Genomic DNA, 22,072 nt, shown 5'->3' on the forward strand with positions numbered 1-22,072 from the left:
TATTTTAGCTATTCTACTACAAATTATGCCTGATGAGGGTTAGTCTTAATGTCGGCTGAGTCTGCCTGTTGCTTCAGTTCGGCAAGCAGCTTATCGCCTTCGACATCCAGATTCGGAAGCATGCGATCCACCCATTTCGGCAGCCACCAGGCTTTATCGCCGAAGATTGCCATGACAGCTGGGACGAGTGCCATGCGGACGATGAAGGCGTCAATAAGGATACCGATTGCCAATGCAAAACCGATCTGTTTGATCATGATATCATGAGCGAAAATAAAGCCAGCGAATACGGATACCATAATGACGGCTGCGGCTACAACTACGCGGCTGGCCTGATTGTAACCGTGTACGATGCTTTCCGTTCCATGATGTCCATGGACGTAAGATTCACGCATGGAGCTGACTAGGAACACCTGGTAGTCCATCGCTAACCCGTATAGAATGCCGGTAACCATGATCGGCATAAAGCTGAGCAGCGGTCCGCCGGTGTCAAAGCCGAAGAGGGAATGAAGCCATCCCCATTGGAATACGGCGGTAGTGATCCCGAATGTGGCGAGCACGCTGAGAAGAAAACCGACCGTCGCTTTGACCGGCACGATGATCGAGCGAAATACGAGCAGCAGAATAATCAACGAAAGGATGACGATGATGCTGACATAGAGCGGGAATACCTCAGCCAGCTTCGAGGACATATCGATGTTAATTGCGGTAAATCCGGTAACGCCAATCGACATATCATACGTCCGTGCCAAGCTTGAATCAGGGGCTCGGAGCTCCTGTACGAGTGCTTTGGTCTCTGTATCTGTAGGTCCTGTTTTCGGAATAAGACTGATAATCGCCATATTTCCGCTTTTGCTTACGCCCATCGGTGTTACGAGCGTAACCTTGTCATGCTGCTGGAGCTCCTGAACCAGCCCGCCCAGTGCTTCTGGCGTGATGGTGTCCGAAGCACCTTTGGGTTCGGCGACAAGGAGGAGCGGACCATTGAAGCCTTCGCCAAAACCGTCCGAAATCGCGTCGTAGCTCTGTCTTGATGCCGTGTCCAGATTCGCCGTAGCACCGGAAGGGATGCCCATCTCCATTTTGGTGACGGGAAGCGCTGCTGCGCCCAATATGACAATGACGCCAACAATAATAACCCAGCGGTTTTTCGCTACTCCGGTTGCCCAGCGATGCGCGAGACCCCGAGACACATTATTCGCTTGGGTGCCGCTCTTCGAGCGAGCTTTAGCCGAGCAGATGCGCTCGCCTACCAGACCGAGCAAAGCAGGCAGCAGGGTTAGGGCAACGAGAACATTGACGAGGACGGCCAAAGCGGCAACAAGCGCCATCGCGGACAAGAAGCCGATTCCTATCACAAGCATGCCGCATAACGCAATAATAACGGTTAAACCGGCAAAAAATACGGCGCTCCCGGCGGTGCCGACCGCTCTGCTTGCGGCTTCCCGAGCGCTCAGTCGCTGATCAAGAATCATGCGGCGCTGCCGGTTAACGATGAAGAGAGAGTAATCGATTCCGACGGCAAGCCCGACCATAAGCGCCAGAACGGGCGTGAGATCGGTCATATGGAACATTTTCGAGAAGGCATACGCTCCTCCGACGCTGATTCCTACACCCAATAATGCAGTCAAAAGAGGTAAACCTGCCGCGACAACCGAACCCAGTGTAATGAACAGTACAATGGCGGCAACAACGATACCGATCGCTTCGGTTGAACCAATAGCAGGCTTGCCCGATAACGAGTCGCTAGGCAATGCGGCAATGCCCATCTGTTCGACAGTCATAGCGGCCTCGATTACAGAATCGGGAACCGATTTGGGCAGTGACATTTGCTGAACGGTAAATTGGAATTGGAACAAGGCAACGCTGCCATCAGATGCAAGCATTACGCCAGGTACCGGGGCACCATTCACGATCAGAGGGCCATACGGAGGAACTTCGCTTGAGCTTGCTTGTGCGGATACATTCTCTTGTGCGTCACCGGACATCGAGGCTCCGGCCTCTGCGGTCAATTCTATCGCATTAATGACATAGTCAAGATTGTATATTTCATTAACGGCTTTGTTAATAGAGGCCAAACGCTCTGGCGTGTCCAGGCGTTCGCCCTTCGGCGCATTAAAAACGATGCTAGCTTGTCCGCCTGAAGCCTCCGGTAGTTGTTCCGTAAGCTGATCCAACACCTTCTGCGATTCGGTTCCTTCGATTTTCATATCCGAACTGACATGTATTCCGTTCGCTCCAAGTATGGCGAGCACAACGCCCAAGACCGCGATCCAGCTAATAATGAAATACCATGGTTTAGAATAGGCAGACTTACCTAACCTATACAGGAAAGTTGACATACGTTAATGTTTCTCCTTTGCATGTGGAAATTACTCGAGTTAGAATCCGTTGCGCAAGTAGCTGAACATAGTGTCCAAATAATGATCGAACGTATCGGTTTTCGAAGCTTCAGTGGAGGATTGAACTGGCAACAGGACGTTCAGGCTGCCATCAAGCAAAGGCAGAACTGCGCCGTAAACGGCGCCTACGAGAAGATGGGTGTACCCTGCGGGATATCGGTCATGGGATAATTCGCTTAACGTTTCTTGGGCCGTTATTTGCAAACGACGCAGTGCGCTGAGGATATAAGGCTTAAGCGTCGGATACTCCTTCGACAACGACATAAGCTGTTGTAATTTCCCGAGATGTTCTGCGGTTAGTTGCAGCTTCATTAAATGGTACAGAATATCTAGCGGGATCATATGCTCGTTTAGATTTTCAATCCAATCCTGAACTTCTTCGGCGCCGTGAAAGATGACAGCCGCAGCCGCTACCGCTTCCTCCTTACAGGAGTAATGGTTCGCGAATGTTCTTCTAGAGTAACCTGCGCGCTGAACGACGTCCTCGACGACGAAGCCGTCCATCCCCTTCTCCAGCGCAAGAGCATACGCTGCATCGGCAAGCGCAGTCGCGGTTGCTTCCCTCTTCATATGGCGTAGGCTTTGATTGTTCATCATATAACGCTTAAGCGCTCACCTCTTTTCATAATTACATTATTGCCCATTGGGCAATGATGCACAATGGGCAAATTGTTACGGATTTGTGGCGAGTAATATTCTCGGGCACTTAAAACAGGGATAGGTATCAGGTTCAAGATTATGTTGTGCTTCGCGCTCTTTTTTCGCGAGGCTCTTTCTTTTTATATCAATCGGATTTATAGTAAATATTTGAATTTGTGTTCTCCGTGCAGAAAGGGAAATGCTTACTATAAGCTTTAAGGAGACGAGAGCCGATGATTCGTGTAATGCTCATTGACGATGAAGAAGATGCGCTGGATTTATTGGAAATTTTGCTTGGACAAATTGGGAATGTCAAGGTAGTAGGCAGGTATATCAATCCGGTTCAAGCGATTGAAGCTTTAGGTAATTCCGCTGTAGATGCAGTGTTCATGGATAACCAGATGCCGGGCATGAAGGGCACGGAAGCTGCCAGAGTAATCAGGAGCATGATTCCGCAAATACCTATCGTATTCACGACGGCCTATGCGGAATACGCGGTCGAAGCTTTTGAAATTCAATCTACCGATTACCTGCTGAAACCGTTAACGATAGATAGATTGCAAAACACGGTTGCGCGCATTCAACAATCGTTACCCGAGTCTGTCAATCAGATGCGTCAGAGCGCGAGCATTACCCCGACGGTTTATTGTCTGGGCGGCTTCCATGTTAGATTGTCGGGCGATGCGGGCAAGATGCTTACATGGAAGACGAAGAAGGAAAAGGAGCTTTGCGCGTTTCTGATCCATTACGCGGGAAAGTCTGTGAATACCGCATCGATCATTGAGGCGTTATGGCCGGGGTACGATCTGAACAAAGCGAAAACCTATTTATATACGTGCTTGTCCTATTTAAGGAGAACCTTGACAGAAAATCATATTGCGATACATATACGGAAAGCAGATCAAGGTTTCGTAGCTGTAATGGATGGGCCGACGGTCGATGTAACTGAATTTGAGCAGTTGCTGAGCAACGCAATGGCCGAAGAGGAAATGGATGAGAAGTTTTACGACAAAATGAACCGGAAGTACACAGGCGAATACATGGAAGCTTGCGATTTCAGTTGGGCCACCGCCAGACAGCTGGAGATTAAAGCCTCCTATGTCCGAGTGCTTCGTAAATGGTACGCGTATTTTCGAAGTCGGGGCAATTTTGCGCTTGCGGTAGACAGCATGAAAAACCTATTGTCGCTTGCCCCTGATTCCGAGATTGACGGTCGCGAGTTAATCAAGCTGCATCTGAGCATGGGTAATCGAAACGAGGCTTATCGGGCTTGTTTGCAATTGGAACAAGCGGTTCTCTTTCAATTAGGAGCAGGGCTTGAGGAAGAGACATTGCGGCTATTCGAACAAACGAAAGACAAGACAGAGCGGCAAGTCCGATGAGAAAAAAAGTTGCGGCAGCGCTTATCACGTTCTCTCTGTTGATTGCAACCTATGGGATGCTGTTGACCTACTTCTCTAATCATAAAAAGCCCATGCCTGTAGCGGCGAACGGGGTCATGGATTTAACCGCATGGAAATTCGGTGATGACGGAGTCGTTCGGCTGGACGGGCAATGGGAGCTTTATCCGAATCTACTGTTTACCCAGCAGCCTACTCGCTCATCCGCCGCTTCGGGGGGATTAACGCCTACGTTCATTAAGGTCCCCGGTTCATGGTCCAATCAAATGGATACGATCGGCATGGGGACCTATCGGCTGCGGGTCCAGATTGGCGATGCAAGCTCGGTGTATGGATTAAAAACCGCTTCTATCCTAATTTCCAATCGGCTCATCGTCAATGGCCAAGTCGTCGGCTCAAGCGGGAAACCGGCCGAGAAGCAGCATTACCAAGCGGTTAACAAACCGTATGTCAGCTACTTCACGCTGCAGCCGGGCTGGAATGAAATTCTCGTTCAGGTGGCCAACTATGAATTTCACGTAAGCAGCGGGATCGGCGAATCGCTTCTCTTGGGCAAGGCCGAGCAAATTGCCGGGCTTCGCGATCGAGCGACGGCTCATGATTGGATCGCGTTAACCGCCTTTCTGATCATGGGATTGTATTTTATTGGACTATTTTCCCAACGTAGAAACGATTTATCGCTTGCGGTATTTGGGGTTGTTTGCTTATTTATCGCTGCATTCACAAGCGTCAGCGGCGAGAGAGTCCTATTCGATGCGGTCGGCCCGTTTCCGTTTTGGCTTTATTTCCGCATCCAGATGGTTTCGACAGTTGGCGTAGGCGTTGGATTTTTCCTTTATGTCTATACCGCTTTCCGGCCTTATTGCTTTAAGTGGCTTACTCGAAGCGGGCTGGCCGTAGGCGCGATACTCGCCGTGTTGAACATTGGCTTCGCCTCCCAGCTTTCAACAGGGCCGTTTCGTCAATTGACGTCTCTTTACGTTACTTTCTCGTTGTTATACGCGACGTATGTATTCGTCTATACGGCCCTGCACAGAGTAGCGGGCAGCGGGTATTTGGCCGTGGCGGCAATGGCATTGAACGCGCTGGTGATGAATCAGAATATGAACGTTTACTTCGGCGTGCCGATCTATTCGCTTGCGCCGATTGAACCCTTTCTGGTTCTGCTGATGCTTGCGCTGCTAATGTCTCTCCGGTTCTCGAACGCTTTCCGCAGGATTGAGGAGTTGTCCGGGCAATTGATATTATCGGACAAGTTAAAGGATGATTTTCTGGCCCGAACCTCGCATGAATTCAAGACGCCGCTTCACGGCGTGATGAATATTTCCCGTTCGATGCTGGACGATGCCGCGCATCCGCCAACTGCCGAGCAACGGGAAAAGCTTCAGTTGGTTACCGACATTACGAGGAAGCTTTCGCAGCTCGTTTACGATATCTTGGACTTATCCAAGCTGAAGCAGGGCGAACTGAGGATCGTTCCGACGCCAATCGACGTTCGTTCTGTCGTGGAGGTTCAAGTGCGCTTTTATTCGTATCTGTGCACGGAAAATCATATTCAACTGGTGAATAATGTGCCTGCGGAGTTGCCTTCTGCTTTAGCCGATGAAATCCGCCTGAGCCAGGTGATTGGAAATTTGCTGGACAATGCGATTAAGCATACGGAGAACGGAAGGATTGTCATTACCGGTAGGGAGTATGGAGGCAGGCTCGAAATTGCTGTGCAGGATACAGGAGAAGGCATCGAACCCCAAGACATTCCATTCATTTTTGAACCGTTTAAGTCGCTTGAGGGAGATAATCACCGCGGCTTCGGATTAGGGCTACCGATTGCCAAACAATTGGTCGAGTTGCAAAACGGCACGCTTTCGGTTGCTTCCATGCTGGGCGTCGGCTCCACATTTACGATTACGCTTCCCATAGCAAATCAAGCAAAAGAAGAGTTGACGTCCGATCCCGGGAGCGTTTTCGTATCGAAAGAGGCTAAATATTCTTTCGCTACGCCATATCATGCGAATCAAAGCGGTAAGCATACGATACTCATCGTTGACGATCAATATATTAACCTCAAGGTGTTGCTGGATGCGCTTCAGACTCCAGAATATCACGTCATTGCGGTCAAGAACGGTTATGAGGCGTTGGAGCAGATTCATCGATCGGGAAAAATGGATCTCGTCATTCTTGATTTGATGATGCCGGGCAAGTCAGGGTATGAAGTGTGCCAGGAAATTCGCAAAAGGTATTCGTTGCTGGAGCTGCCCGTCTTAATGGTAACAGCAGCTAGTCAACCGCAGGATAAGGTGGCAGCCTTCCAAGCGGGAGCGAACGATTACTTGCCTAAGCCGTTCGATCTGGAAGAGCTGAAGGCAAGAATCGGCAGCCTGCTCGCGATGAAGGAATCGCTCGGCCGGGCGGTCCACATGGAAGTGGCGTTTCTGCAATCGCAGATCAAACCGCACTTTATATATAACGTGCTGAACAGTATTGTGGCATCTAGTTATACGGATGCGGAACGGGCGCGGAAAATGATTGCCGATCTAGCCGATTACTTGCGAGGAAGCTTCCGATTCAGCAACGCGGAGGAACGCATCGGGTTTGCAGAAGAGTTCGGCCTCATTCGAACATATGTGGAAATCGAGCGAGCCCGATTCAAAGATCGTATTCGCTTCGAGTACGATCTCCCCGAGGCTGTTTATAGCTTGCGTATGCCGCCGCTTCTGTTGCAGCCTCTTGTCGAGAATGCGATTCGTCATGGTATCGGCAATCGTATGGAGGGCGGCACAGTGACGATCACGGCGGAGCAATCGGGTGGGCACTGGCGGTTTATTGTCGCCGATGACGGCGTGGGAATCGAGCCCGGTCGGTTGAAGACGTTGCTTGAACGAACCGACGGGGACGAAGCTCAAGGGGTAGGCTTGCGGAATATTAACAAGCGGCTGAAATACGAATACGGGACTTCGCTTGAGCTGGAAAGCGAACCGGGACGCGGTACGAAAGTCTCCATGCTCATCCCTGCTTCACGGGTTTAACGGACTGTCCTGATTGGCGTAACAGGTTCTCGTCGTTTTTACGAGGGGGCCTGTTTCTTTATGGGGAAAATTGTCGATTTTTAAGGTTTTTTTAAGGTGCGATCCGATATGATGGGTGGAAAATGCGGGACATAGGAAGTACGACTACGACCACGAAAGGAAGATGACAATTGATCCCGGAATTGAAATTAAGCAAAACCTACGGTAGTATCCGAAAAACGGTACATCTATTGCTGGCCTTTGTGTTGACGATGCCTTTATTTTTCCAAGGAGGAAGTATGGCTTCGGCATCGGTTGGAGGCTTTACTTTTGTAGATGGCGGCGGAGCAACCGGGGTGAATGTGAACACCAGCAGAGCAGCCAATGATCCTGCCATAGTTGCATTCAACAATGAGATTTATGCGGCATGGTGGGAAACGAACAATGTTAACGGAAAAAATGTTAATCAAATTCACGTCAGGAAGTATAATAATAATAACAATATCTGGGATAATATCAGCGGTCCGAACGGTATAAACTTCAATCCTGAAAAAGCGGCAGGCAACCCTACTCTTGCCGTGTTCAACGGTGCTGTCTATGCTGCATGGACAGAACTGGGTACCTACGATAATAAAGGTGCGGATAAAATCCGGATCAGTAAATATTCCAACGTAGGATTAGTCTGGGAGGATGTCACTGGAAATGTAAACGGATTAAACGTAGATCCTGCCATACCTGCCTTTGCTCCTAGTCTAGCTGTTCTCGGCAATGCTTTGTATGCGACATGGTCTGAAAACGGGCAGATTCGAGTCAAGAAGTTTGATGGAAGCAATTGGACTAGCGCTGAGGAGGAGGGGTCAACAGGGTTGAACAACAAAGGCGCCACCACTCCTAGCATGGTTGCATCTAATGACGCTTTGTATGTGATGTGGTCAGAAATTGATTCAGGCGCTTATCACCTTCGAGGCAAGATGTATGACGGAGAAAATTGGACGAGCCTAGACAATGGAGTCCCGGGCGGTTTGAATATCAAACCTTCAAATATAGCAGTCGAGCCTTCATTGGCAATATATAAAGAAAAACTTTATGTGGCATGGGAAGAAAATAATATCGATAGACTAGATTATCAAATTCGGGTCAAGATGTATGACGGCTCCACTTGGACAAGCGTTGATGGCGGTGGTCCATATGGATTAAACATAAACGCTGGACTCAGAGCAGCTCAAGCAGAATTAGTTGTATTCAACAATCATTTATATGTGATATGGCAAGAAGTTAAAGCATCGACTGTTTACTTGCATATTCGAGCTAAAAAATATGATGGTACGAGCTGGACGAGCGCTGATGGGGGCGGTCCTAACGGATTGAACGTAAATCCTGGAGTATCTGCACTTTATCCAGATGCAGCCGTGCTAAACAACCAACTGTTCGTAGCATGGGAAGAGAAAAGTGGAAATACAAATCAAATTAGAGTTGCGAAACAGTTGCCGCCTGCAATTAAAAGTGTAACCTTTAATATCTCCTCGATAGGTATTTTCCTAGGGAAATCCGATCAGCTTATAGCGACAGTCGTTACGGAAGGAGACGCAGCGAAGACGGTAACGTGGATGAGCAATGATGCTAACAATAAAGTGAAAGTGGACCAAACAGGGACAATAACGGTTGCGGCAGATGCCACCCCGGGAGAATATGAGATCAGGGCAACTTCGACGGTAGATAGCAGTAAGTTTGCAACCGCCACGGTTAGGGTTGTTGCTCCTTCAATTACTCGCGTAACGGTAAGCCCGAACGCAGCAAACGTGGTGCAAGGAGGAGAGAGACAGCTTGTCTCCTTAGTCAATGAGGTGGGAGGAGCGGCGACAACGGTAACATGGAAGAGTAACGACGTAAACAGAATGGTGACGGTAAGCACCAGCGGGAAAGTTCTCGTTGACGGGGATGCCGCTCCGGGACAATATACAATCACGGCAACGTCAACTTTTGATAGTAGTAAATTCGGTACCTCTATTATTACGGTTACGGCAGCGCCGCCTGCCATTAACAGCGTAACTGTCAGCCCAGCCACGGCAAGCGTGAAGCAGGGAGAAAGCGAACAGCTTACGGCAACAGTAGCTTCGGTAGGGGGAGCGGCGAAGACGGTCGAATGGACAAGCAATGACAGCAAGGTAACAGTGAGCAATACAGGGGAAGTAACCGTGGCAGAGGATGCTGTTCCGGGACAGTATACGATTACGGCAACGTCGACGGTAAACAGGAGTAAATATGGAACTGCCACGATTACGGTTACTGCAGTACCGCCGGGAGTTAACAGTGTAACAGTCACTCCAGACAGTGTAAGCATTGTCAGAGGAGGAGTAAAGCAACTCGAAGTCAAGGTAAATGCTGTGGGCGGAGCAGATAAGACTGTCACATGGTCAACGAGTGACGGAGACGTAGCCGTGGATAATACAGGGAAAGTAACCGTTGCGGCGGGTACGGATTTGGGCAATTATACGATTAAAGCCACCTCGGTTTTCGATAGCAGTAAAGTCGGAATAGCTACGATTACGGTCGTCGAAACGCCGGCAATTAATAGCGTCACCGTCAATCCAAGCGCGGAGAATGTGGCGCAAGGAAATAGCGTACAACTGGAAGCCACGGTAGACGCTGTTGGAGACGCGGATGAGACGGTAACGTGGACAAGCAGCGATCCCGACAAAGTTGCAGTGGACAGCACCGGTAATGTAACTGTCGAAGCAGATGCTACGCTGAAGCAGTATACGATTACCGCTACTTCGAATTTTGATAGCAGCAAGATAGGAGAGGCAGTCATTACGGTTACGCAAGCCCCGGAAATTAGGAGTGTTACAGTCAGTCCAAGTACGGAAAATGTAATGCAAGGAACAAGCAAGCAATTAGATGTCACGGTTGATGCGGTCGGAGATGCGGATGAGACGGTTACTTGGTCAAGCAGCGACCCTACAAAAGTTGCAGTGAGCAGCACGGGCGAGGTTACTGTCGCAGCGGACGCAACGCCGAAGAATTATACGATTACCGCGACTTCGAATTTTGATAGCAGCAAGACAGGAGAAGCTGTCATTACGGTTACCGAAGCTCCGGCGATTAGAAGCGTCATCGTCACCCCGAGCAGCGTAAGTGTTGCACGAAGGGGGAGTACGCAACTTACCGCTCAGGTAGATGCGGCAGGCGGAGCGGATGAGACTGTTACATGGTCAACTAGCGACGAAGATGTGGCGGTGGATAGCACTGGGAAAGTAACCGTAGCAGCTGGAACCGATTTGGGCAATTATACGATTACAGCCACATCGGTTTATAATGCTAGCAAGACAGGAACAGCTACCATCACAGTCGTCGAAGCTCAGGCTATTAACAGCGTCATTGTGACCCCAAGCACGGAAAGCGTGATGCAAGGAACAAGCAAACAACTAGAAGTCACAGTAGATGCTGTGGGCGGGGCGGATGAGACGGTTACTTGGTCAAGCAGTGACCCTACAAAAGTTGCAGTGAACAGCACGGGCGAGGTTACTGTCGCAGCGGACGCAACGCCGAAGGATTACACGATTACAGCCACCTCGGCTTTTGACAGCAGCAAGGCAGGAACAGCAGTCATTACGGTTACCGAAGCTCCTATCTATTCAATCGCTGCAATCGGGAATCAGACGTTAAAGGCGCTTACTCAAGGTTACATTTCAGGAACGCAGGAAACTAAATCTATCACGATTTCGAATGCGGGTACCGTCGGTTTGAACAACTTGTCTGTAAATCTTAGCGGTACGAATGCCAATGATTTTGTAATGACGCAGCTAGACTCTACCTCTTTAACAAGGGGCGCATCGACAAGCTTTGATATCCATGCAAGAGACGGTTTGCCAGCAGGCACCTACACAGCAACGGTCACAGTATCCGCGGCTCAACTGACACCTGTAACATTTATTGTTACGCAAGCCGTGAACTTGCCAAATGCTCCCGCGAATCCACAGAGTCTTGTGGCTGCGGGCGGAGACAGTCATGTTTCTCTGAGCTGGAATACAGTATCGGATGCGACGAATTATCGTATTTACATGGCAACGGATGCGAGCCAAGCCAGCATGGTCGAGGTTGCTACTGTAACTTCTGCTACTTATAGCGTACCGAACTTGGTCAACGGCATTACCTATTACTTTGTCGTAAAAGCAGAAAACTCGGGGGGCTTGAGCGCGGCTTCGAATCAAATCAGCGTGACTCCGTCAATCTTACCAGGAACGCCGACTAATGTGACGGCAGTAGCCGGTAATGGACAAGCTGTTATTACGTTTACGGCTCCGATCGATAACGGCGGAAGTCCGATTACAGGATATGAAGTGACTGCTTCGCCGGGAAATATGGTCGTGATCGGAGGAGCAAGTCCGATTATGCTCACAGGATTGACGAATGGAACAAGTTATACCTTTACCGTAAAAGCGATCAACGGCGCGGGGACAAGCGCAGCTTCCGCACAGTCTAACGCAATCATTCCGATAGCACCGCCATCCGGCGACAACGGCAATTCTACGCCATCTCAGCCGACTGCACCAACGGCATCAGGCGATACGAACTCAGGCGTGGATATCCTTGTTAACGGGAAAGTCGAGAATGCGGGTACCGCAACGATCTCAAAGCGAAACAATCAAACCTTAATGACGGTGGTCGTGGATCAGAAAAAGCTGCATGAGAGGCTCGCGGCGGAAGGGCAGCATGCCGTAGTCACAATTCCGATCAACCAAAAATTCGATATCGTCGTTGGCGAACTGAACGGTCAAATGGTGAAGGACATGGAGGACAAGCAAGCCGTTCTGGAGTTCAAAACCGATCATGCGACGTACACGCTTCCAGCGCGACAATTCAATATCGGAGCGATATCCGAGCAGGCCGGTGAATTAATAGCTTTACAAGACATTAAAGTGCGGATTGAAATCGCCGTCCCGACAACGGATACGTTGAAGGTTGTGGAGAACGCGGCAGCCAAAGGCCAACTAACGCTTGTCGCCCAGCCGCTGAGTTTTACGGTGATAATCGCTTATGGAGATAAGATCATTGAAGTAACGAAGTTCGACGCTTATGTAGAAAGAACGATTGCGATTCCGGATGGGGTTGATCCAGGCAAGATTACGACAGGAGTTGTAGTCGAGCAGGATGGGGCAGTACGTCATGTACCGACTAAGGTCCGAAATATCAATGGGAAGTATGAGGCCCAAATCAACAGCTTGACCAACAGCACGTATGCGATCGTATGGAATCCGCTCGAATTCAGCGATGTGGCGAACCATTGGGCGAAAAACGCAGTTAACGACATGGGATCCCGGATGATCGTCGACGGAACGGGTAACGGCATGTTCAATCCCGACCGAGAAATCACCCGTGCCGAATTTGCAGCCATAATCGTACGCGGATTAGGACTTAAGCTGGAGAATGGAGTATCGCCATTCTCGGATGTGAAGCCGGAGATTTGGTATAGCAGCGCTATCAGTACGGCTTATTCGCATCGGCTTATCAACGGCTTGGATGACGGCACTTTCCGACCGAATGACAAAATTACGAGAGAACAGGCCATGGTTATCTTGTCCAAAGCGATGTCGATCACCGGTTTGAAAGAGAAGCTGCTCGATCAATCGGCAGACGCAACGCTTCACCCATTCGAAGATGCGACCGGAGTGTCCTCATGGGCGCGAAGCAGCGTTGCGGACAATGTGCAGGCTGGCATCGTATTTGGGAGAGAAGGGGATTTACTAGTACCGAAGGGTTATATGACCCGAGCCGAGGTTGCAACTGTGGTACAGAGATTATTGCAAAAATCGAGTCTGATTTAAGCAATTTGTAAAAGTCGAGATGTATTGGTGAAGAGGCTGTCCCAAAGGTGAAAACTTTTGAGCAGCTTCTTTCTTTTACATCGCATGACGTGAAATAAGCTTTATAAAACCGTAAGAAAAACGGAGCTAACACAAGCCTGCTAACACCAAGAGCATAGACTTACTTATGGACATACAATCCCTTATTTGTACAAATCCCCTCTATTTTCGATAGATACGGACATATGTTCCGTTATTTGCATTAAATCATTGAATTATGGGGCTATTACTCCTTAATAAAGGCTCTCATGTCCGCTTCACTCCTAAAGCCCTATTGAAATTTCAAATAACGGATCTGATGTCCGATCAGACTTTTGAGACAGCCCCTTTTTTTTATTTGCTGTAAGTAATATCAGGATGTCTCAGACTACGTTACGGATCAGGCAAGCGGCACGGGTACGAGGGGCTTGAGATTCAGACCGCAATCGAACTTATTCCGCGGAGCTTAAACTTCAAGCGGTCAAGGATTACTTAACGGGAGGATTGTCGCAATATCAGATTATCGACAAGTACAAGTTAGCCAGTAGAAGCCAAATTGCTAACTGGATTAAGAAGTATTTGGACACTATGGTCGTTCGGTCATCCCAGGTAATGTGTTAACGCATTGCTCTTTCTAACCGATATACACCATTGAGAGTAATATAGCACATGACATGAGGAGATTTAGCATGATGAAAAAAATACTAACGGTATTCATGATTGTGGCAATTTTCGTTGGCATTCTGCCCTATCAGAACACATCCGCGTATTCAGTGGATAGTAATTGCTTTATTGAAGCTAATGAAGCCAGGCGTGATAGACCTAGTGGTGCGATCGATCGGAATGGAAAGAACATCACTTTTGATTATTCCAATCTACCCGATCAGAAAAAATCGACCTTAATTTGTGTCAACGATAAGCTGCTCGATCGGGATGTTCCGGTTGAATCGGTGAGCGGGATTAAGTTAGTTCCAATGAAAGCTTTGTTCGAGGCGGTAGATGCTACCTATAAGTGGGATAACAAGATTAAAGCGGCTACGGTCAAGCTTAAAGGTAAGGTTATTCGAGTTCAAGTGAACAGCGCTAAAGCAACTGTAGATGGTCAAGCCGTGACCATGGAAGTGCCCGCTCGAATGAAATGGGGGAATGTGTACATTCCGCTTAGCTTTGTTTCTAAACAACTGGATCTGCAATTTGCATGGCAGACGGGCAGCAACATTTTAAGGATTTTTACGAATCCGGAGGTGTCGGTCGCAGTAGCTAGCAAGTCGCAATCGAGCGATACAGATGATTATGAATACTCCAATTTCTTCAGAGTATCTAATCGTTATTTGCTGGAAAATAACGGAGTTATAAGCTTGTTGCAAGATGACGGAGATGAAATGAAAATTCAGCAGTTTTCGTTAAGCTTGGTTAAGACGGGTGCGAAAGTTATCCCCACTGAGCTTACGGATTTCGGAGGCGCTCATGTTGGAGAAGACGGATACTATTATGTGATATACGGACAGTATAATAGTGAAGAGTCAAATAGTAAGCCGATATATCGGATCGTCAAATACGATAATAAGTGGGTAAAAGTTGCGCAGTTGGACATTCAGGATGTGTATGTAACGGAACCCTTTCATGCAAGTAACTTAACGATGGACAGTTATGATGGCAAGCTAGTCATTCATTCTGCAAGAGAAAGGTACTTAACCGGAGATGGCTTGAACCATCAATCCAATATTACCTTTCAGATTGACATGAAGGATATGAAGCTGCTGTACTCGGGGGGAGAATGGCCGATCAATCACGTAAGCCACTCGTTCGCTACTTATGCTCGTTATGATGGAGATCGGATCGTCTATGCAGACCACGGGGATGCTTATCCCCGTGCGATCGTGTTGCAAGTCGAGCAGAACAGCGAGATAAGCAATGAGATTGAGGTATTGAAGTTTCCTGGAAAAATTGGGGACAACTACACGGGAGCGAAGTTAGGCGGATTGGAAGTATCCAATGATAACTATATATTGGTTGGTTCCAGCGTTTCGCTCACTGAACAGTATGGCAAGAGTGACACTAGCAATTTATTTCTTGGTCTAGTCTCCAAGGCTTTGAAGGAAGATACAAATGCGAAAGTCGTCTGGCTGACAAAACATCCGGTAAAGTCCAATGTGCGGATAACGGAAACTCATCTTGTGAAAATCAACGATAATAAATTCGTAGTGCTATGGACCGAATCGGCTGAACGCAAAACGGATTTGTATTATGCGGTAATCGATGGGGCAGGAAATCTGTTGAAAAATCCGAAAAAGCTAGAAGGAGTGCGTTCACCGGGCAATATGTTACCGCTTGTTCGAGGTGACACTGTCATTTGGTACTTCTATGATTTTGTATATCAGAATTCCAAGAAGCAAGATGGGATTGAATTTTACTCGTTGCAGGTGGATTAAGTCGAAGTTGGCATTCTCATCTCATGAAACGCTATTGATTCGGAACAGGCCCGTCCCCTCGGGGGACGGGCTTTTAGGCATTTGAGGTATTTCGTTAATGGGCTCGACTATGAATGGAACCCTATGAGAAATCCAGTTTTCTACACGAGCTTATGCTTATACCACTTGTCGCCCTTGAAGCGCCACCAGAAGATTACTCCGCGCACGCCCCACTCTGCGACCATGGCGACCCAGATGCCGATAATCCCCATGCCGAGGGTAATGCCCAGAATATAACCGAGGATAATCCGGAACAGCCACATGGAAAGCAGCGAAACGATCGACGTGAACTTCGAGTCGCCTGCCGCGCGCAAGGCAGAAGGCAGAATAAAACTGAGCGCCCACAGGATAGGCTGCGCGATGGAGATCAGCAGCACGAGCTTAAAGATCGAAGGCACGATCTCGTCGGGCGCAGCATACAAGTCCACCAGTAACGGGAATAGAGGCAGAATGATGCCGGCGAGCAAGAGAAAGAGAATGACGGATAGCCAAATGAACGAGCGAATAAACTTCCTCGCGTCCTGAATATCCCGGCTTCCGATGCACTGGCCGACGACCGTCACGATCGCGACACTCAGCGTGCTACCCCCGATCTGAAGGAGCATCGAGATGGAGTTACTGATCGCGTTGGTGGTCAAAGCCAACGTGCCGAGCTGCACGATAAAGGTTTGCGTTAACAGTTTTCCCCCGTTGAAGAACATCTGCTCTGCGGCGAACGGGAGTCCGATGAACATCATCTTTTTCTGAATGCCCACATCTAGCTTCAGCAGCCTCTTCAGGGTGAAGTGCAGCGTATGGTTATACTTGAGCAAATAGACGATCGAAGCGACCGCGCCGATTGCTCGGGCTACGATTAGTGAAATCGCGAGTCCGATGATTCCCATATCGAAGCCTTTGATGAAGACGAAATTTAGAACGAGATAGGAGAGATTCATAATGAGAGAGAGAACCAGACTCGCTTTCGTCTCGGAGACGCCTCTCAACACTCCGGCGACGGCCTGCTGCACGGCCAGAAACGGAAACGAAATGCAACTGCCTATAAGAAAAAGGGTCGCCATCTCAAATACGTCGTCATCTACGTTGCCGAACAAAAGGTCCAGCGTTTGATTATGAAAGAGAATGACGATGACGCTAAGCAACAGCGCGAAGGAGGTCACAGCCATGATTGCCTGCGCGGCGGCACGGCAGACCATTTTGCGATTCCCGCTACCCTTGTACTGCGCGACGATAACGGTTCCTCCGGTCGCTACGGCGATAAACACGCTGACGATGAAAATATTGAGCGTATCCACTGTGCTAACGGCGCTGATCGCGGCAACGCCCGATGAACTGATCATCGCAGTATTCAAAATGCTCATCAGGACGATAAATGTGGTATCCACTAATATAGGTAAGGTGATCCCGAATATTTGCTTGTAATCCATTGAATTTCCCGTGAAGTACTTGTTCAGCAGAAAATTCGTTCTTCTCTTCAGGGTTCCGTTTGTCGGATTCACTCGATCATCACTGCTTTTTTGTATGACTTGAAGGAATACCTGTATTCTACTCCTATCCCCGTGATCTGTAAAAGCATTCAGCCTGGTTTGATGCCACGCGGTTTTGTTGATTCTAAATTGACACAGATGATACAGGTGTAATATAGTCGATCTATTCATAGATAGACTAGAAAGGACGAAGCTTTCTTCTATGTCGAGTTATCCTTACGTTAGAATTAGAGATGACATTAAGAAGAGAATCCTGAAAGGGGAATGGCTAGGAGAGACGCGTTTGCCTTCTAGTCGCGATTTCGCGAAATCCTATCGATCGAGCGTCAACACGGTGGAGAAAGCGATCAAGGAATTGTGCGCCGACGGGTTGTTGAAGCGAGATAATAGAAGGGGGACGTTCATCAACAACAGCGTCGTCTCCCTTCGCAATGATCACCGCACCGGACTCATTGCCGCATCCGTGATCGGAATCGAGAATCCGCTCTGGGCGAATGCCCTGCGGGGAATACAGAACGTGCTGCACCTGCACGGATTCCATCTGCTGGGTTTTAGCGACGATCGAAGCTTGGATAAGCTGGAGTCGTTCGTGGAAAGCGCTACAGCCAAGCGGGTTGACGGCGTTATTCTCAGTCCGATTTTCGACCGGAAACAAGAGGAACGAAGTCGCCGGATATGCGAAGGGCTGACGGAGAGCGGCATCGAGGTCGTGTTCCTCGACCGTCACCCCTACGACAGCGATATCCCGTTCGTGACGAGCGATAATATCGCAGGAGCCTATAAGCTGACGAAGCTGCTGCTCGATCAAGGACATCGGCGGATTTTGTTTCTGCGCAACGCGGACTTGAGCACGTTCCATGAGCGATTGCTTGGGATGAAGCAAGCTTATTTGGATGCGGGGATCCTATTCGAGCAGCACCTGGACGTGCTTATCCCGACCGAATTCGAGGACTTCAAGGATGAATTCGAGGCATTCGCGGACGTCGCGGGAGCCAAGATCAAAGAGACGGGCTGTTCCGCCGTCTTCGCCGCGAACGACCAAATCGCCGAGGCGGCGATCGCTGCGTTCGGCAAGCTAGGTATCCGCGTGCCGGAAGACGTTTCACTCGTCACTTACGATGCGCTAAATCTGAATCAAAGGCTTAAGCTCGACGTGACGGGTGCGAATCAACCTTTTTACGATATGGGAAGAACGGCGGCTAACCTGCTCATGAACTTGCTAGAAGGTAAAGAACATCTCTCCGTACCGGGCAGTATTTGCAAGGCCGAGATCAATTACGGAAGTTCCGTTGGACATAGACACGAAGCTGACATAGGGTGGGGCTGAAGATGCGATTCCCGCGATTATTCCGAGAGAAGAAATATTGGCTGAGAATTTTCCTATGGATCGCCTGCGTTATTTTGTTGATCGTATGTTCTTTCTCCGCGCTGATCTACTATAGCGTCGAACGCAAAGTGTTCAAAGGCGAATACGAGAACAGTCAGAAGATTCTGTCGCAGATGAAATACAATATTGATTACTTGGATTCGACGATCCGCAATCTGACGTTATCCACTTATAGCAACAACGAGATCAAGGCGCTTATGTATTTAAAGGAAGACGAAACATACGATCACCTGAGTACGATCAACAAGCTGAACGCCACAATTATCGCGAACAATCCGTTCCTGCACTCTATTTATATTTATAACAACTATAAGAACGTCTACTATTCCACTTTCGGGGACCTGTTTCATAAAGACGCTGAATTGGATCAGGCGTTGCGCTCGTATGACAGAATCCCTACTTTAAAAGCAATCGTGCGCAAGCTGAAAGTATCCGACGGAACCGATCCGAAATATATGACCGTCTTGAGTTATATCATGTACGAGAACGTAGATTCCCAGAACGGAATGGACGGCGCCGTTATTCTCAACATTAAGCTGGACTGGCTCGTCAACAACATTCGCGCGCTGAACGGAAGCGATTCCGGTGCTAGCAGCTTCCTGTATATCCTGGACAGCGGCAAGCAATTGATCGAAACTGAACCTCCAGGTCCGGTCGCTTCGAATCCGTTCGCCGTCCAGATTCGCGAGGCGTACATGCAATCGGAGGCCGGGCAATCCGCGACGGCAGGCGTCGCTTCGGGCTTCCTGACGAAGAAGGTGCAAGGCGAGAAGTACATTATCTCGTACATCCACCTGGAGAATACGGGGTGGACGCTGCTCGAAGCTAGACCGTACAAGGAAGCTTACGCTAATCTGAAGCAATTGCTGGATACGATTCTGCTCATTACGGGTGCCGTGTTCATCGGAGCGCTGCTGCTGACGTTGTCCGTCACCCGGGGCATCTATTCGCCGGTCCGCAGATTGATGGAACAGACGGCGATGGGCGGCTCCGCGCAAGATCTGACACTTCGTTCCGGCGCGCACGACGAATTCGCTTATTTGACGGAAGTCTACCGGCAGTCCAAAGAGCAGCTGTACGAATATCATCTGGAGAAGAACAACAATACGATTATCATGAAGCTGTATTTCTTGAAAAAATTGCTCGTCGACAGCTTCGGCATGAGCGTAGCCGAAGCTGACGACGTGTTAAAACAGCTCGGCGATTCGCTTTCTAGGAAGAAGCCGTTCCTTGTCGGCGTACTGCGGATCGACGATTACAAACTGTTTATGCGCAGAAGCCTAGCCGAGCGCGAGTTGCTCCGGTTCGCGATCGCGAACGTCACGGCCGAAGTACTGTCCAAGGCGTTCATCGCTCAAACCGTCGATATGAAAGACGATTCGTTCACGATCTTGCTCAACTCGGACGATCGCAAGGACGCGGAGCAGCAGGTGGCGCTCTTGCTCGCAGAAGCTCAAGCCTATATCCAGCGCCATTACGGAATTACTTTCACCGCAGCGGTCAGCGCGCCCGTTGCCGAATATACGGCGATCGCCGCCGCGTACAGCCATGCGTTCGCAAATAGCGCATACAGATATGTGTACGGTCCCATGTCGGTGATGACGCAGTCGATGATCGACGAACGGACGGGCGATTCCGATATCGAACAAATTATGGAGACGGAAAGCCGATTCATCGAAACGTTCAAGAAAGGCGATCCGGCGAAAACGGAGGAGAAGTTCCGCGAATTGTTCCGCCAAATCCGCCGGCTGGAATATACCGATATTATGCTCGTCGGGATGCAGGTCGTGCACCACTTGAAGAAAGCGATCTACGAGATGAACCGGACCCGCAAGGAGCCAATCAACATACCGAAACGATTGCTGAACCGGGAGCTATACGAGGAAGAGACGATCGAACGGTTCGAACAAAATCTGCTAGAGGCGATCGGCGCGATAGGGCTCGAAGGCAACGAAGGCGCGATCGAAGGCAACAGGGTAGCGGCGGATACGATTAAAGAGATCATCGACAACAACTACTTCGACTCGGGACTTTCGGCGACCGGCATTTCCGATATGCTGAGGCTGTCCGCCTACAAGCTCAGCAAAATTGCCAAGGAGCATTTCGGTATGTCGATTCCGGAATATATCAATCAGGTTCGCTTGGCCAAAGCGGTGGAATGGATGGAAAATTCCAAGCTTAGCATCCAAGACATTATGCGCAGGGTCGGCATCGAGAACGAAAGTTATTTCTACAAGTTGTTCAAAGCAAATTTCGGAATGACGCCAAGAGAATATATGACCAAGAAAAGATCGCAATAGTTCGCCTTTTCGGACAAAAAGTACCGCCGACCCCGTGTCGGCGGTACTTTTTTTAATAAAGTGCAGTCCGATTTCCGAACATTTGCGTTTCGTACAGTGTATTTTTGACACCCTCAAAAATGAGCAGTTTTCAGATAGCCGCCCGATTTCGTATGCTCGGATCACAAACAAAGCGGCGGACGTTATCGCCGAAAGGGGGAACCATCACGGTGAGAATAGGGACGGCGCTACGCAACGAGGGCAAACACTTCTGGAGAGGCAAAAGCTTATTTCTCCTTAGCTTGCCCGCCATCATCATCGTCTTCGTGTTTTATTACTTGCCCATGTACGGCATCGTTATCGCATTCAAAGACATCAATTACGCCAAAGGCATTTGGGGCAGCGAATGGACGGGGCTGAACAACTTCAAGTTCTTCTTTCAATCCCAAGACGCGATGCGCATTACGAGGAACACGCTTCTATTAAACGGCGTCTTCATCGCGGTCGGCATCTTCTGCTCCGTCGTAATCGGGCTGTTAATGGCGGAGCTCGGGAGAAAATGGGTGAGACTCTTTCAAACGGTGCTGTTCTTTCCTTATTTTCTATCCTGGGTCGTCATCGGTTTCGTGACTTATATTTTGCTGAACCCGTCCTACGGCGTCATCAATAAAGCACTGGAATGGATGAACATTGCACCTGTGGATTGGTACAGCATACCGGGCTACTGGCCGGTCATCCTGACGCTTACTTACCTATGGAAAAATGTCGGTTATACGGCGATCATCTTCTTCACGGGTTTGATCGCGATCGATACGACGTATTACGAAGCCGCTTCGATCGACGGAGCTTCCCGGTTTCAGCAGATCCGGAAAATCTCGATTCCGCTTATCGTTCCGCTAATTACGCTGCTCGTCATTTTGAACGTCGGACGCATCTTCTATTCTGACTTCGGGTTGTTCTACTTCATCCCGCGGGATGCCGGCATGCTGTATTCGACGACCGATGTCGTAGATACTTACGTATTCCGCTCGTTGCGAGTGACCGGGGATCTAGGAATGGCTTCCGCGGCCAGCTTGTACCAAGCGATCGTCGGATTGGTGCTCGTCTTCTCGACGAACCTGATCGTTCGAAAATTCAACAAAGAGAACGCGCTGTTCTGACG

At 49.2% G+C, this 22,072-nt stretch carries 10 protein-coding genes and 1 pseudogene; 8 read left to right on the forward strand and 3 right to left on the reverse strand.

Features of this window, described 5'->3' with window-relative positions; all coding sequences use genetic code 11:
• Nucleotides 1-23: 23 nt before the first annotated feature.
• Both M1K58_RS27890 and M1K58_RS27895 read right to left on the reverse strand, forming a co-directional pair.
• Entirely contained in the window at nt 24-2,342 is a 2,319-nt protein-coding gene (locus M1K58_RS27890; protein WP_256762192.1) for an MMPL family transporter, read from the reverse strand.
• 39 nt (nt 2,343-2,381) lie between these two features.
• On the reverse strand, nt 2,382-2,999 hold the full coding sequence (locus M1K58_RS27895; RefSeq protein WP_256762193.1) for a TetR/AcrR family transcriptional regulator: 618 nt from the start codon (nt 2,997-2,999) through the stop codon (nt 2,382-2,384).
• Between the two features lie 275 nt (nt 3,000-3,274).
• Between M1K58_RS27895 and M1K58_RS27900 the strand changes: the two genes are divergently transcribed.
• The 5 genes and pseudogenes from M1K58_RS27900 to M1K58_RS27915 all read left to right on the forward strand — a co-directional run bounded on the left by M1K58_RS27900 (nt 3,275) and on the right by M1K58_RS27915 (nt 15,721).
• Complete coding sequence (locus M1K58_RS27900) at nt 3,275-4,423, forward strand: response regulator (RefSeq protein WP_256762194.1); 1,149 nt, start codon at nt 3,275-3,277, stop codon at nt 4,421-4,423.
• A complete protein-coding gene (locus tag M1K58_RS27905; RefSeq protein ID WP_256762195.1) occupies nt 4,420-7,467 on the forward strand; it encodes an ATP-binding protein in 3,048 nt (1,015 codons plus the stop codon). Before M1K58_RS27900 ends, M1K58_RS27905 begins: the two co-directional genes overlap by 4 nt.
• 170 nt (nt 7,468-7,637) lie before the next feature.
• Complete coding sequence (locus tag M1K58_RS27910; RefSeq protein ID WP_256762196.1) at nt 7,638-13,271, forward strand: Ig-like domain-containing protein; 5,634 nt, start codon at nt 7,638-7,640, stop codon at nt 13,269-13,271.
• A 498-nt stretch (nt 13,272-13,769) separates the two neighbouring features.
• A pseudogene (locus M1K58_RS29795) lies at nt 13,770-13,910 on the forward strand (transposase); the annotation flags it as partial.
• A 68-nt stretch (nt 13,911-13,978) separates the two neighbouring features.
• Entirely contained in the window at nt 13,979-15,721 is a 1,743-nt protein-coding gene (locus M1K58_RS27915) for a copper amine oxidase N-terminal domain-containing protein (protein WP_256762197.1), read from the forward strand.
• Nucleotides 15,722-15,861: 140 nt separating this feature from the next.
• Here the strand turns inward: M1K58_RS27915 and M1K58_RS27920 are convergent, their stop codons facing one another.
• Nucleotides 15,862-17,256 (reverse strand): MATE family efflux transporter, encoded by a 1,395-nt coding sequence (locus M1K58_RS27920; RefSeq protein WP_372339220.1) that lies wholly within the window; start codon nt 17,254-17,256, stop codon nt 15,862-15,864.
• A 190-nt stretch (nt 17,257-17,446) separates the two neighbouring features.
• On the opposite strand from M1K58_RS27920, the gene M1K58_RS27925 reads away from it, so the two are divergent.
• The 3 genes from M1K58_RS27925 to M1K58_RS27935 all read left to right on the forward strand — a co-directional run bounded on the left by M1K58_RS27925 (nt 17,447) and on the right by M1K58_RS27935 (nt 22,070).
• Nucleotides 17,447-18,571 (forward strand): GntR family transcriptional regulator, encoded by a 1,125-nt coding sequence (locus tag M1K58_RS27925; RefSeq protein WP_256762198.1) that lies wholly within the window; start codon nt 17,447-17,449, stop codon nt 18,569-18,571.
• 2 nt (nt 18,572-18,573) lie between these two features.
• Complete coding sequence (locus tag M1K58_RS27930) at nt 18,574-20,931, forward strand: helix-turn-helix domain-containing protein (RefSeq protein ID WP_256762199.1); 2,358 nt, start codon at nt 18,574-18,576, stop codon at nt 20,929-20,931.
• A 209-nt stretch (nt 20,932-21,140) separates the two neighbouring features.
• Complete coding sequence (locus M1K58_RS27935; RefSeq protein ID WP_256762200.1) at nt 21,141-22,070, forward strand: ABC transporter permease; 930 nt, start codon at nt 21,141-21,143, stop codon at nt 22,068-22,070.
• Nucleotides 22,071-22,072 lie beyond the last annotated feature (2 nt).

It is taken from the genome of Cohnella sp. WQ 127256 (genome assembly GCF_024519285.1).
Lineage (GTDB): Bacteria > Bacillota > Bacilli > Paenibacillales > Paenibacillaceae > Cohnella.